Below are 13,053 nucleotides of genomic sequence, written 5' to 3' on the forward strand. Positions count from 1 at the left end.
TCCTACTCCAGTCCCGCCGCAGAGAAGCGATAGCCCGTGCCGCGAACCGTCTGGATCAAGCTGCCAAAATCCCGAGAATCCGTGAGCAGGGCTTTGCGCAAGCGACGGATATGTACATCAACCGTGCGCTCTTCGACATACACATTGCTGCCCCACACTTGGTCTAGCAGCTGACCGCGGCTATAGGCGCGCTCCTGGTGGGTCATGAAAAATTTCAGCAACTTGTACTCCGTGGGGCCCATATCCACCGGTTTTTCATCGGCGAACACCCGATGGCTCAACGGGTCAAGCACCAGACCATTAACCTCAACGGAATCACCTTCTTCCGGGTCAACGCTACGCCGCAGCACGGCCTTGATCCGAGCCAGAAGTTCACGGGATGAGAAGGGTTTAGTGACATAGTCATCTGCCCCCACATCCAGCCCCTGAATGCGATTGTCTTCATCATCCTTGGCGGTCAACATGATCACCGGAATACTGCGACTGACCTCGTCGCGCCGCAGGCGGCGCAGAAGCTCCAACCCTGAGGTATTCGGCATCATCCAATCCAGGAGAATCAGATCCGGCCGCTGATCCAGTATTTTGCCATAAGCTTCCTGCGCATCAGCGGCTTCCATGCAGGTGAACCCGGCCATTTCCAGGCCGATGCGTATCATTTCCCTGATTGCACTCTCATCATCAACAATCAGTATGCTGCGATTTGCCATTGTTAGTCCGGTCATCGTTTATTAATCACAGCTACGCATTAAAAGACTTTTTTGTGACAGGAATGTTACAACAGTTCACCATCACGATGACAGTTTGGCTATAAACGTCGGCGGCTATTGCCGCCCATTTCCACCTATTATCGCTTAACGGTTGAGAATGCCGCGAATAGCTTCCGGAAGGTCTGCTGGAAACACCACAGTTTTTGCATTTGCAGAAGACGAAAGATTCTGCAGCGACTGAATATACTTTTCACCCAGCAGATAGATCACTGGCAGCTCTTCGTCCTTGATGGCACCCGTGACCACTTCGATTGCCGCAGCGCTGGCCTTGGCCAGTACGACTTCGGCCTGTGCATCCCGGCGCGAAGCCTCAAGTCGGCCATCGGCCTCTAGAATGGCAGCCTGTTTCTCCCCTTCTGCCCGGGTAACCACGGCGCGGCGCTGGCGCTCTGCCGCAGCCTGCTCTTCCATGGCCTGCTGCATGGTAGGCGATGGGTTGATATCCTGGATTTCCACCGTTTTCATGGTGATACCCCAGTCGGCAATATCATCCGAAATACCGCTTTTCAACTTGGCTTTGATCTGGTCTCGAGAAGAAAGTGCATCATCAAGCGCCATCTCACCCACAATGGAGCGCAACGCAGTTTGCACCAAATTCTGAATAGCAATGGTGTAATTCTCAACGCCGTAAACGGCTTTTTCGGGCGATACAATATTGATATACGCCACCGCATTGGCAATGATCACAGCGTTGTCCTGAGTGATTACCTCCTGAGAGGGAATGTCCAGCACGATATCCTTGGTTGTCACCTTGAACGCAACGTTGTCGATGAACGGCACCACCCAGTTAAGACCGGGGTTCAGGGTGGCATGGTATTTACCCAGCCGCTGCACAATGTGCTTGGAACCCTGTGGCACAATTTTGACTGTTTTGCTCAGCACCACCACCGCGACAATCGCCAGAGTGACTACTACCGTCAAACCTTCCATAGAACGTCTCCTGTTATAAACTCAGCCTTGGCGGGCTACCACCAAGGTGTTGCCCGACACATCGGTAACACTCACCCGGTCGCCCACACTCAAGGTTTCAGTGCAGATAAAGGGCCACTCATCGCTACCGAGCAAAGGCATGGAAAATCGCAGGCGGCCACGCTCGCCGACATTGGCCTGAATCACCAGCCCAACCTGCCCAACCACCGCTTCTTTGGACATCCCCGACAGGGTCTTGTCCCGAAAGCGCGGCTGAATGAAACGAAACCAGATAAACAGCTCAGCTACCGACAGCGCCGTCCAGATCAACAATTCCGTCGACACACTCAGGTTGAGGAAATAGGCTAGAACACCGACCACAAGTGCACTGATCCCCAGCCAGAGCAGCACAAAACCCGCCGTAAAAATTTCCAGCGCAATCAGAATCAGCCCCAACACCAGCCAGTGCCAGTAGGCTATCGTCGAATCCAGCCACTCCATAACAGCCTTCCCCAGTGTGGATTTTGTTATAAGCGTTCTATTTAGCCGTGGAGCACCCGCGCAAGCAAGGATTTTTGGCGTCGATTCACGTATACTGCGCGCTTTCGCCACAACCACACCCAGCAGCACCCTTATATGGCCCCGAAACACCTCTTCAGTTATCGCAAATACTGGGCCGAATGCTTTGGCCCCGCCCCCTACCTGCCCATGTCTCGCGACGAGATGGATGCGCTGGGGTGGGACAGTTGCGACATCATTCTGGTCACCGGCGATGCCTACGTAGACCACCCCAGTTTTGGTATGGCCGTCGTTGGCCGCGTGCTGGAAGCTCAGGGTTTTCGAGTCGGCATCATCGCCCAACCAGACTGGCAATCCGCTGAAGGTTTCAAAACGCTGGGAGAACCCAATCTCTTTTTCGGGGTGGCCGCCGGCAACATGGATTCCATGATCAACCGCTATACCGCCGACCGGCGCCTGCGTCACGACGACGCCTACAGCCCGAACAACGAGGGTGGCAAACGGCCAGATCGGGCCGTCATCGTTTATTCTCAGCGCTGCCGGGAAGCCTACAAAAACACGCCCATCGTGATCGGCTCCATAGAAGCCAGCCTGCGTCGTATCGCCCACTACGATTACTGGAGCGATAAAATCCGTCGCTCTATTTTGCTAGATTCACGCGCTGATCTGCTGGTTTATGGCAATGCCGAGCGCGCCATAGTCGATATTGCACACCGCTGTGCCAACGGCGAAGCCATCAACGAGATGAAAGACATTCGTGGCACCGCGTTTGTCCGTAAGCGTGTGCCCGACGGCTGGACTGTGGTTGACTCTTCCAGTATCGATACGCCCGGGCCCATAGACCCGCCGATTGATCCCTATCAGGACACAACAGAAACCAGCGATTGCAAGACCAAACAGCAAGCGCCGGATGAATCCGCCCAGGAAATGGTGCAGACGGTGCGGGTTATCGACCCCCTGACGGCACGAAAGGAAAAACTCGATCCGGATTACTGCGTCATCCGTTTGCCGGACTATGAAACGGTTAAAAGCGACCCGGTGATGTACGCTCACGCAGCGCGGGTACTACACTTAGAAACCAACCCCGGCAATGCCAAGGCGCTGATTCAGCGTCACGGCGACCGCGAGGTTTGGCTGAATCCACCGCCGATTCCGTTGACGACGGAAGAACTCGATACGGTTTTTGAGCTGCCTTACCAGCGCAAACCACACCCCACCTACGGCAGTGCGCGGATTCCAGCCTACGAGATGATCCGGTTCTCGGTAAACATCATGCGTGGATGTTTTGGAGGCTGCACTTTCTGCTCCATTACCGAGCACGAGGGGCGCATTATCCAAAGCCGCTCGCACGACTCGATTGTTCGAGAAGTGGAAGACATTCGAGACAAAACACCGGGTTTTACCGGTGTTATTTCCGATCTTGGCGGCCCCACGGCAAATATGTGGCGATTGAATTGCAAGAGCAAGGAAATAGAACAGAACTGTCGTCGTTTATCCTGCATATACCCGGGAATCTGCAAGAGCCTGGACACCGACCAGATGCCGCTGGTCGACCTGTACCGGGATGTTCGCTCTGTGGACGGCGTCAAGAAAGTGCTGATTGCATCCGGCCTGCGCTACGACCTGGCGGTGGAAACCCCCGAATACGTTAAGGAACTGGTCACCCACCACGTGGGCGGCTACCTGAAAATTGCGCCCGAGCACACCGAAGACGGCCCACTGTCGAAAATGATGAAACCCGGCGTAGGCACCTACGACGCGTTCAAAAAGATGTTCGAGAAATACTCCAAGGAAGCAGGCAAAGAACAGTTTCTGATTCCGTATTTCATCGCTGCACATCCCGGCACGACTGATAAGGACATGATGAACCTGGCCCTGTGGCTGAAAAGCAACGGCTTTCGCGCCGACCAGGTACAGGCTTTTTATCCCTCACCCATGGCCAACGCGACTGCCATGTATCACTCGGAACGCAATCCCCTGAAGAAGGTTTCGCGCCAAAGTGAAGTAGTTACCACTGCCAAAGGCTTGAAACAGCGCCGCCTACACAAGGCTTTTTTACGCTATCACGACCCCGAAAACTGGCCACTGCTTCGCGAAACACTCAAAAAAATGGGCCGCAATGATCTGATTGGGTTCAGCAAAAAGCATCTGGTGCCGCCTCGCCAACCCGCCGGCTGGCGTCCTGCTGCAGGTAAAAAGAAGCTACTTACCCAACACACCGGGCTGCCGCCGCGAAAACAGCGGTAGTTGATCTGGATCAATTGCTTAATAAAATCGACTTTAAACTTACATATCCTGTGTGTATATTGAAAATGCTGGCAATTTAAGCAGCCAAGGTTTTATGTAACAAGTCAATACGAAGTTGCGGTACTACCTCGTTCTGTTTGTCATAACTCCCCTGCCCGGCTCAGCAATAACAATTCAACAAAATAGACTCGAGGTGTGTGATGTCAACAACCACTGGCAAAGTAAAATGGTTTAACGAAACCAAAGGGTTTGGCTTTATTCAACAGGAACAGGGGCCGGACGTGTTTGTTCACTTTTCGGCAATTCAATCTGACGGATTTAAAACACTGGCCGAAGGTCAGGATGTACAGTTTGAAGTACAACAGGGCCAAAAAGGCCTGCAGGCGGCGAACGTTACACCGGTCTAGACGACCGATAGCAAGCCTGACGAAAGGCCCTTATTGAAGGGCCTTTTTTGTGCCTGTCTCATTAGCATCCATGGTAACGAAATCGCAAACCGACGTACTGAGTTTCCTATACGGCCATTGGCCATAGCGATGATTCATTATGCCAAGCTACGAATTAGTTGCGGCGCGAAATGTACCAACAATAGTGGATCGGCTTTCCTGAGCGTTTCACATCCGGATCGAGCGACCACTCGGTTCTATCTTCTACCTGATACTTTTCACTGACTTGCGGATCCAAACGAAAATCGCGCCGATTGGTTGAGAAAATCAGCAGCCCATCATGGTTCAGCGCGCGCACCGCTAGATCAATCATTTCAACGTGATCTCGCTGGGTATCCAACACCGTTTCGGTGCGCTTCGAGTTGGAAAAGGTTGGCGGATCCAACAGCACCATATCAAATGTCTTGGTGTTGTCGCGCAACCACTGCATACAATCGGCCTGCTCTGTATGGTGCCGTGCCTCGCTCAACCCGTTTATCGAGAGGTTCTCCCGCGTCCATTGCAGGTACTTGGGCGAGAGATCAACACTGGTCGTCCATTTAGCGCCGGCGACGGCTGCGTGCACCGTAGCCGAACCGGTATAGCAGAACAGATTGAGAAACGAGGCGCCACGGGCCCGCGCCGCAATATCCAGACGCACTCGCCGATGATCGACAAATAGCCCGGTATCAAGATAGTCGTGGAGGTTGACCAACAACCGGGCCTGACCTTCCTGCACAGTCAACCGCTCATTGCGCTGACGTTCTCGTCGGTACTGATCATTGCCGCGCTGTCGGCGTCGCTGCTTGAGTACAGTGCGCTCGGGAGGAATGCCGGTAGCCGATGGCAACGCTGCGAGGATTTCACGCAAACGTGCCTCCGCCTTTTCTTCCGGTACCGTCGCCGGCGGCGCGTATTCAGCTACCACCAGCCAATCTTCGTAACGGTCGATAGCTACCGCATATTCCGGCATATCTGCGTCATATAGACGGTAGCAGGTATACCCTTCGCGCTTGAGCCAACGCTCCAATCGTTTGCTGTTTTTCAGCAGCCGGTTACGGAACATCTTCGCGCCTTCCGACAGCGGCAAGCCACCCGATACCGGCCCATCCGGATTGTGCTGTTGCCTGGAGGCAATCTGTCGCTCCGGCTGCAGTTCGAATAACAGCAGACGGGACTCAATGGAACCATTCAGAAAACGGTATTGCTGGTGGCTATGCCAGGCCATCGCCTTGCCCAAATTGGGGTTGCCCGTAAACACCCCGGCCTGCCAACCGGTAAACTCCCGCCTAAAGGCTTCGCCCAGATAGCGATAGAGGTGAACCAACGAATTTTCATCACCCAGCCGCTCACCATAGGGGGGATTGGTAATAATTAAACCAGTATCCAACGCAACGTGGGTTGGCTTCACAAAGTCAGCCAGCTCCTTGCGCACCACACGCACCCGCCCCTTGAGACCCGCGCGTTCAATATTTTCTTCCGCTGACGCAATGGCTGCGCCACTGGCATCGTAGCCTCGAATTTCCGGCCACTGACGATCAAACCCCTTGCGCCGACGCGCCAACGCGTCTTCGCGTAGGCGCTGCCACAACGCCGGCACATGCCCCTGCCAGCCATCAAAGCCCCAGTGTCGCCGCATCAGTCCCGGCGCAATATCCATCGCCATCCAGGCGCCTTCAATTAACAAGGTTCCGGAACCACACATGGGGTCGAGCAGCGCGCCACCTCGCGAGGCCATACCCGGCCAATCGGCGCGCAACAGAATCGCCGCTGCTAGGTTTTCCTTCAGTGGAGCCAATCCCCCTTTGAGTCGGTAGCCACGCCGGTGCAGGCTGTCGCCAGAGAGATCCAGCGCGATTTGTGCCTGCCCTTTCTTCAGTCGCGCACTGATCCTCAGGTCCGGTTGACGCTTCTCTATCGAGGGACGCACGTCGCCGCGCTCCTGAAAATAGTCAACAATGGCGTCCTTGCAGCGATATACCCCGAACTGACTGTTTTTCAGCCAGCCGGCCTTGCCACCAAAATCAATCGCCAAGGTCCCACTGGCCGCAAGATGCTCGCCCCAGTCGATCGCTTTGACGCCAGCGTAAAGGCTGTCGCCATCCGGGGCCTCAAATTCACTCAGTACCAACAAAATGCGGTTCGCCAGCCGCGACCAAAGGCAGGCCCGATAGCCGAGCTCCAGGTCGCCCTCGAAGGTCACCGACCCCACACTCTCGCGTACCGAGACCGCGCCCAGCGCCCTCAATTCATCGGCGAGGAGGTTTTCCAGAGATTTGGGGCAAGTGGCCCGAAAACCCAGCATCGAAGTTTGTTGCGCTGTTTGTGACACAGTATCCGCCGTTTAGGAATTAGAAAAATGGCTGAAACACCCGCCAGCCGGGGCTTATAAACTTAGCGCCTAAACAGCACCAAGCATATAAGTAATCGATCTTCGAAAGCACAGCTGAAATCTGCTTATATCAAAGGTCTGCAGGGCGCAATTTTAGCACTCCCATTGAGTGTCCATACAGTCAGGGAAGCTGTGATACACGCCTCCTGCAGCACTTCCTCAGTCCAAACTGAATGCAAGATCAGGGAGATCCGACCTCTATGAGAAGACAGAAACGCGATATGTCAGACCGTGCCTTCCACAAAGGCTATCAGGCTGGCTTTACCGGCAAACACAAGGATCTTTGCCCCCACCAGCAGGAAGCATTGAGACACAACTGGTTAACCGGCTGGCGCGAAGGCCGCCAAGACGCTTGGGAGGGCTATTCTCAAGTCGAAGCTCTGCAAAAAAACTACGCTCATTAGCGCAATCAGTCTCCACGTACCAGCAGAAGCTGTTTAACCCGCCTCAGGCGGGTTTTTTTATGCCCAACAGTATGTTCAGGCCTTGCGTGTGTTGCGCCGGCCCCGATTGCGCGCCGGTTTGCCATGCACCTTGCCATCGGGTCTGGGCACGGATTTGTTCTTGCCGGGTGCCGCCATGCCAGCCATTTCATAAACCTTTGTCACCTCATCTACAGGTAACTCCATCCACTGCCCGGCCTTGAGCTTGGGTGGCAAAAAAGTATTGCCATAGCGCACGCGCTTTAGGCGGTTCACCTGCAGGCCCTGCGATTCCCACAGGCGGCGTACTTCGCGGTTACGCCCTTCCATGATCACCACATAAAACCAGTGATTGATGCCCTCGCCACCACCGTCAACAATGTCGGTAAAGCGGGCAACCCCATCGTCCAGCATTACACCGTCTATCATCGCCTGCAGCCGATCTTCGGTGATCTGGCCCATCACCCGACACAGGTACTCGCGCTCAATGACTGACGATGGGTGCATCAGCTTGTTGGCCAGCTCGCCATCTGTGGTAAACAGCAACAACCCGCTGGTAGTAAAATCCAGCCGCCCAACCGAAATCCACCGCTCGCCACGGGTACGCGGCAGGCTGTCGAACACTGAGCGCCGGCCTTCCGGATCCTTGCGACTGCAGATTTCGTTGTCCGGTTTGTTGTAGATCAGAACACGGCCACGCACGCTATCGGGCGTCGTGAGCTTGATCGGCCTGCCATCTAGTGTAATCCGGGCGTCGCTATCCACCCTGTCGCCCAGGCTGGCGGGCTTGCCATTGACGGTAATCCGACCATCAGCAATGGCCCGCTCCATTTCGCGACGCGACCCAAGTCCCGCTCTGGCGAGCACTTTTTGTAGCTTTTCATCACTCATGCGCGGAATTCCGATTCTGATTCCGCATCCGAATCCCCGGCATCGTCGGGCTCGGGCTCATCGTCTGACGACTCCAGGGCCAGTTGTTGGTCACCGGTATAGTTTTGTTCCAGGTCGTCTTCAGCTCTCTCATCACTCTCCAGCCCACTGCCGATATCATCAGGTGTTGACGCATCCGGCGTTTCATCGTGGGTTACTCCATTTGCCGACGTCTCTGCTCCATCGCCGGCTTCCTCACCAGATTCACCGCCATTACCGTCGGCCTCGTCAAAGCTCAACTCACCTGAGAGGTTGTCGAGATCCTTGATATCGGCCAGCGCTGGCAGGTCATCCAGGTTGCGCAGATTGAAATAGTCCAGAAACTTGCGGGTTGTAGCGTACATTGCCGGTCGGCCGGGAACATCTTTGTGTCCAACCACTCGTACCCACTCACGCTCCAGCAGGGTTTTGATAATCTGGGAGCTCACCGCCACACCGCGAATATCTTCAATATCGCCGCGCGTGATGGGCTGCCGATAAGCAATCAGTGCCAGGGTTTCCAGCAGGGCCCGAGAATAGCGTTGTGGCTTTTCTTCCCAAAGTCTTCCGACCCAGGGAGCCACAGCTTCGCGCACTTGAAACCGGTAGCCGCTGGCCACCTGTTTCAACTCAAAACCCCGCCCCTCGCACTGCGCGGTAAGGGTTTGCAAGGCTTCACGAAGCTGCTCGTTCTCAGGGCGCTCGCCCTCTTCAAATAGGTCACCCAATTGTTGGATGGTCAAGGGCTTACCAGCAGCAAGCAAAGCGCCCTCTATAATACGAATCAGCTGTTCTGTTTCCATGCTCAGGACTTGGCTTTAACGTGAATGGGCCCGAAGGCTTCGGTTTGTACAATCTCGATCAGCGATTCCTTGATCAGCTCCATGACTGCCAGGAATGTCACCACGATCCCAACCCGCCCTTCTTCCGGGGCAAAGAGGGTAACGAAAGGCGTAAAACGCTCAGTAGACAGCCGCGCCAGCACCTCAGACATTCGCTCTCGTGTGGACAGCTTTTCGCGTTGAATCTGATGGCTTTCAAACAGGTCTGCGCGACGCAGCACTTCACTGAGAGCCAGCATCAATTCACGCATCTCTACATCAGGCTCCGGGCGAGCTTTGTCACGCGCCGGTGGTTCTGCAGTAGCCTGGTATAGGTCACGCCCCATGCGCGGAATTTCATTGATCTCTTCCGCCGCCTTTTTAAAGCGCTCATACTCCTGCAGACGCCGTATAAGCTGGGCGCGCGGATCGTCCTCTTCCTCTTCGGCCTCGGAGGAGCGCGGCAACAGCATACGCGACTTGATCTCCGCAAGCATGGCCGCCATCAGCAGGTATTCTGCCGCCAGCTCAAACTGCATTGCGTTCATCATGTTGACGTATTGCATGTACTGGTCGGTAATCTTGGAGACATCGATCTCCAAAATATCGAGGTTCTGACGCTTGATCAGATAGAGCAGCAGGTCGAGCGGGCCTTCAAAGGCCTCCAGAAAGACTTCCAGAGCATCTGGCGGAATATAAAGGTCTTTGGGCAGCTCGGTGACGGCCTTGCCCAGCACGACCGCGAAAGGCATCTCCCCTTGCTGGGGAGAGTCAGGAGCACTGCGGCGCAAGGCCTCCAGCGTCAGTGGTGCACCGCCGGTCTGATTCGGGCTTGCAGGCTCCAGCCTGGCAACGCCCTCCTGAGCTCCAGTCGCGTCGTTTTCCGCAATTATTGTATCGTCTTCCACCAAAGCGTAATTCCCGGGGGGTGTGTTGCCGTCAGCGGCAAGGTAATCGGCGCATTATACGCAGATGCCGGCACGGGTACTATGACTAGCCCTTTATTCGGACGCAAATGCCGACCAGTCACCTTGCCCCTTGCGCACCAGCACCGGCACCTCATCAACCAGATCAATCACTGTCGTCGGCTCCATGCCACAAAAACCGCCATCGATCACGAGATCCAGCTCGTGTTGCAGGGTATCGCGAATGTCATAGGGGTCGGTCATGGGCATGTCTTCTCCCGGCAGAATCAGCGACACACTCATCAGCGGTTCCCGCAATTCCTCCAACAACGCCAGCGCCACCGCATTGGCGGGCACGCGCAGGCCAATGGTCTTGCGCTTGGCCTGAAGCAGTCGACGCGGCACCTCGCCCGTGGCCTGCAGAATAAACGTGTATGGACCGGGCGTGTGCAGTTTCAACAGCCGGAAAGCACTGTTGTCGACCCGCGCATAGGTACCCAGCTCCGAAAGATCCCGGCATACCAGCGTAAAATTGTGGCTGGCATCAAGCCGCCGAATCCGCCGCACCCTCTCCATGGCCGACTTGTCGCCGAGATGGCATCCCAAGGCGTAACCTGAATCGGTAGGATAAGCCACCACGCCTCCGCGGCGAATAATATCCACCGCCTGGCCGATCAAGCGCTTTTGCGGCGTTTCCGGGTGAACCTGAAAAAATTGACTCAAACAAAACTCCTTACGATGGTTGTGGGTACTGGCACCAAGACTCACTGCCAGGCTGACCATACCGGCACACAATTACTAACCAGACTGGCATCGCAGCCCACTTCACTCCAGGGGGTTTGCGCATGAAAATCGCTGCCAACAGAGGCCATCAGACCAAAGCTTTTGCAAAGACTACGCAAAAAATCAATATCCGCATCGCTCCACTGCCGGCCATTCGCCACTTCGATACCGCGTCCGCCGGCCTCCATGAAGTCCACCAGCAGACGGCGCAACTTGGTTCGGGTAAGTTTGTAATGCAGCGGATGGGCCAACACCGCGACGCCACCACTGGCGACGATCCACTGAATCACGGTGCCCAGCTCGGGCCAATGCATTTTAACGTCACCCACTTTGCCAGCGCCGAGAAAGCGGTCAAAGGCCTGATTGAAACTGCTGACTGCACCGCGCTCGATCAACACGCGGGCAAAATCCGGTCGCCCCAGGGCACGACCTTCGCCCACCGCTGCACGCGCTGTTTCATATACACCTGGCACGCCCTGCTTTGCCAAGCGCTCGCCTATTTTTTGAGCGCGCAATTCTCGCGCCTGATCCTGCCCAGCAACGGCGCACTGTAGATCAACACTTGCCAGATCAACATTCAAACCCAGTACATGCACGGTCACGCCAGACCAGACACACGACAGCTCAATGCCGGGAATCAGGGTAAGCGGAATATCCTCAGGCAGATGCTGATAGGCGGCAAGCGTATCGTGATCTGTCAATGACAGCACCTCCACCCCCTGCTCTACCGCACGCGCGATTAATTCGGCAGGACTAAGACTACCGTCAGACAAGGTGGTGTGCGTATGAAAATCGACCCGCAAGTAACTCTATCCTTTCGTAAAATTCACCAACAAACGCGCCTGAGTTGGCCCGCCCGGCTAAAGCCAGTATAGTGACGGCTCTCAAAATTCCGGTCAGATTCCAGCTAGATGTCGCAAACTGCCAAACCCGCAAAACAGCAACATGGAGGCCTTCTCGCCAACCTGCTGTTCAATCTTATCATCCCCACACTGATCCTGACCAAGCTGGGCAAGGAAGAGTATTTGGGGCCAAGCTGGGCTATTGTCGTGGCACTGGCATTTCCAATAGCTTACGGACTGCGCGATTTCAGCAAAACCCGCGAGGCCAACATCTTTTCTATTATCGGGGTAGTCAGCATCGCCCTAACCGGTGGCATTAGCCTGCTGCAGCTCGACCCAAAGTATATCGCCATCAAGGAAGCCGCCATTCCCGGGGCTCTCGGACTGGCCACACTGATATCGCAGTATACGCGCTTCCCTCTGGTGCGAACCTTTCTTTTTAACGAGCAGATCATGCAGGTGGAGAAAATCACCCAGGCCGCCCGTCAAAAGGGCACCGAAGCCCTATTGGAACAGCGCCTGAAAATGGCCACCGTGCTAGTAGCCTGTTCCTTCTTCCTGTCGTCGGTGCTGAACTACCTACTCGCCAAATGGGTGCTGGTCAGCCCGCCGGGCACCACCGCCTATACCGAAGAGCTGGGCAAGATGACTGCGTTGAGCTTTCCGGTGATTGCCGTACCCAGCATGATCGTCATGACTATTTCCATGATTTACCTTTTTAAGGGTATTGAAAAATTCACCGAGCTGACGCTGGAAGACATTCTCCAGCAGCATTAAACGCTCAACGCGGATACTACAGGAGGTTTCAGTGTTATTTGCCATCAACAGTCAGGACGTTCCAAACAGCCTGGCACTGCGCAAACAAGCGCGCCCGTCACATCTGGCCAGGCTCGAAGCCTTAAAGCAGGAAGGGCGACTGGTGTTGGCCGGCCCCTATCCTGCAGTTGAAAGCAACGACCCCGGTGAAGCTGGCTTTACCGGCAGCCTGGTCGTTGCCGATTTTGACTCTCTGGCGGACGCCCAAGCGTGGGCAGACCAGGACCCCTACATCGAAGCCGGGGTTTACGCGCAGGTAACTGTGAAGCCGTTCAAACAGGTGCTCCCCTGAGCGG

14 protein-coding genes are annotated in these 13,053 nt (G+C 55.3%); 5 read left to right on the top strand and 9 right to left on the bottom strand.

Annotation, left to right across the window (positions count from 1 at the left end; all coding sequences use genetic code 11):
• Nucleotides 1–2 precede the first annotated feature (2 nt).
• The 3 genes from phoB to AC222A_RS01220 all read right to left on the bottom strand — a co-directional run bounded on the left by phoB (nucleotide 3) and on the right by AC222A_RS01220 (nucleotide 2,177).
• A complete protein-coding gene (gene phoB, locus AC222A_RS01210) occupies nucleotides 3–707 on the bottom strand; it encodes a phosphate regulon transcriptional regulator PhoB (protein ID WP_372749905.1) in 705 nt (234 codons plus the stop codon).
• Between the two features lie 144 nt (nucleotides 708–851).
• Nucleotides 852–1,697: an SPFH domain-containing protein gene (locus AC222A_RS01215; RefSeq protein ID WP_372749904.1), complete on the bottom strand. Its 846-nt coding sequence runs from the start codon at nucleotides 1,695–1,697 to the stop codon at nucleotides 852–854.
• A 21-nt stretch (nucleotides 1,698–1,718) separates the two neighbouring features.
• Nucleotides 1,719–2,177 (bottom strand): NfeD family protein, encoded by a 459-nt coding sequence (locus AC222A_RS01220; RefSeq protein WP_372749903.1) that lies wholly within the window; start codon nucleotides 2,175–2,177, stop codon nucleotides 1,719–1,721.
• A 135-nt stretch (nucleotides 2,178–2,312) separates the two neighbouring features.
• Between AC222A_RS01220 and AC222A_RS01225 the strand changes: the two genes are divergently transcribed.
• A complete protein-coding gene (locus AC222A_RS01225) occupies nucleotides 2,313–4,442 on the top strand; it encodes a YgiQ family radical SAM protein (protein ID WP_372764169.1) in 2,130 nt (709 codons plus the stop codon).
• Between the two features lie 200 nt (nucleotides 4,443–4,642).
• The gene (locus AC222A_RS01230; protein WP_372748777.1) at nucleotides 4,643–4,849 is read left to right on the top strand and encodes a cold-shock protein; all 207 of its coding nucleotides are present in this window, start codon (nucleotides 4,643–4,645) and stop codon (nucleotides 4,847–4,849) included.
• 154 nt (nucleotides 4,850–5,003) lie between these two features.
• Here AC222A_RS01230 and rlmKL read toward each other — a convergent pair whose 3' ends face one another.
• On the bottom strand, nucleotides 5,004–7,172 hold the full coding sequence (rlmKL, locus tag AC222A_RS01235; RefSeq protein ID WP_486774573.1) for a bifunctional 23S rRNA (guanine(2069)-N(7))-methyltransferase RlmK/23S rRNA (guanine(2445)-N(2))-methyltransferase RlmL: 2,169 nt from the start codon (nucleotides 7,170–7,172) through the stop codon (nucleotides 5,004–5,006).
• A gap of 287 nt (nucleotides 7,173–7,459) precedes the next feature.
• Here rlmKL and rmf point away from each other — a divergent pair, with 287 nt between their 5' ends.
• Nucleotides 7,460–7,663, top strand: coding sequence for a ribosome modulation factor (gene rmf / locus AC222A_RS01240; RefSeq protein WP_372748779.1), 204 nt, complete (start codon nucleotides 7,460–7,462; stop codon nucleotides 7,661–7,663).
• A gap of 75 nt (nucleotides 7,664–7,738) precedes the next feature.
• Here rmf and rluB read toward each other — a convergent pair whose 3' ends face one another.
• The 5 genes from rluB to AC222A_RS01265 all read right to left on the bottom strand — a co-directional run bounded on the left by rluB (nucleotide 7,739) and on the right by AC222A_RS01265 (nucleotide 11,902).
• Nucleotides 7,739–8,572 (bottom strand): 23S rRNA pseudouridine(2605) synthase RluB, encoded by an 834-nt coding sequence (gene rluB, locus AC222A_RS01245; RefSeq protein ID WP_372781628.1) that lies wholly within the window; start codon nucleotides 8,570–8,572, stop codon nucleotides 7,739–7,741.
• Nucleotides 8,569–9,393 (bottom strand): SMC-Scp complex subunit ScpB, encoded by an 825-nt coding sequence (gene scpB, locus AC222A_RS01250; RefSeq protein ID WP_372748781.1) that lies wholly within the window; start codon nucleotides 9,391–9,393, stop codon nucleotides 8,569–8,571. The genes rluB and scpB overlap by 4 nt, the downstream gene beginning before the upstream one ends.
• 2 nt (nucleotides 9,394–9,395) lie before the next feature.
• Complete coding sequence (locus AC222A_RS01255) at nucleotides 9,396–10,217, bottom strand: segregation and condensation protein A (protein WP_372748782.1); 822 nt, start codon at nucleotides 10,215–10,217, stop codon at nucleotides 9,396–9,398.
• A gap of 195 nt (nucleotides 10,218–10,412) precedes the next feature.
• Entirely contained in the window at nucleotides 10,413–11,039 is a 627-nt protein-coding gene (locus tag AC222A_RS01260) for an L-threonylcarbamoyladenylate synthase (RefSeq protein ID WP_372758144.1), read from the bottom strand.
• Between the two features lie 41 nt (nucleotides 11,040–11,080).
• The gene (locus AC222A_RS01265; RefSeq protein WP_372797130.1) at nucleotides 11,081–11,902 is read right to left on the bottom strand and encodes a PHP domain-containing protein; all 822 of its coding nucleotides are present in this window, start codon (nucleotides 11,900–11,902) and stop codon (nucleotides 11,081–11,083) included.
• A 108-nt stretch (nucleotides 11,903–12,010) separates the two neighbouring features.
• Between AC222A_RS01265 and AC222A_RS01270 the strand changes: the two genes are divergently transcribed.
• Nucleotides 12,011–12,718 carry a VC0807 family protein gene (locus AC222A_RS01270; RefSeq protein WP_372758142.1) on the top strand — a complete coding sequence of 236 codons (708 nt, stop codon included), beginning with the start codon at nucleotides 12,011–12,013 and terminating at the stop codon, nucleotides 12,716–12,718.
• A 31-nt stretch (nucleotides 12,719–12,749) separates the two neighbouring features.
• Nucleotides 12,750–13,049: a YciI family protein gene (locus AC222A_RS01275; protein WP_372758141.1), complete on the top strand. Its 300-nt coding sequence runs from the start codon at nucleotides 12,750–12,752 to the stop codon at nucleotides 13,047–13,049.
• Nucleotides 13,050–13,053 lie beyond the last annotated feature (4 nt).

The sequence above is a fragment of the Litorivivens sp. genome (assembly GCF_057445395.1).

Excerpts from the sequence above, each read along its gene's own strand:
- rmf (WP_372748779.1), top strand. The coding sequence starts at position 7,460 with ATGAGAAGACAGAAACGCGATATGTCAGACCGTGCCTTCCACAAAGGC.
- scpB (WP_372748781.1), bottom strand. The coding sequence starts at position 9,393 with ATGGAAACAGAACAGCTGATTCGTATTATAGAGGGCGCTTTGCTTGCT.
- rlmKL (WP_486774573.1), bottom strand. The coding sequence starts at position 7,172 with ATGCTGGGTTTTCGGGCCACTTGCCCCAAATCTCTGGAAAACCTCCTC.
- AC222A_RS01270 (WP_372758142.1), top strand. The coding sequence starts at position 12,011 with ATGTCGCAAACTGCCAAACCCGCAAAACAGCAACATGGAGGCCTTCTC.
- phoB (WP_372749905.1), bottom strand. The coding sequence starts at position 707 with ATGGCAAATCGCAGCATACTGATTGTTGATGATGAGAGTGCAATCAGG.
- rluB (WP_372781628.1), bottom strand. The coding sequence starts at position 8,572 with ATGAGTGATGAAAAGCTACAAAAAGTGCTCGCCAGAGCGGGACTTGGG.
- AC222A_RS01230 (WP_372748777.1), top strand. The coding sequence starts at position 4,643 with ATGTCAACAACCACTGGCAAAGTAAAATGGTTTAACGAAACCAAAGGG.
- AC222A_RS01225 (WP_372764169.1), top strand. The coding sequence starts at position 2,313 with ATGGCCCCGAAACACCTCTTCAGTTATCGCAAATACTGGGCCGAATGC.
- AC222A_RS01220 (WP_372749903.1), bottom strand. The coding sequence starts at position 2,177 with ATGGAGTGGCTGGATTCGACGATAGCCTACTGGCACTGGCTGGTGTTG.
- AC222A_RS01215 (WP_372749904.1), bottom strand. The coding sequence starts at position 1,697 with ATGGAAGGTTTGACGGTAGTAGTCACTCTGGCGATTGTCGCGGTGGTG.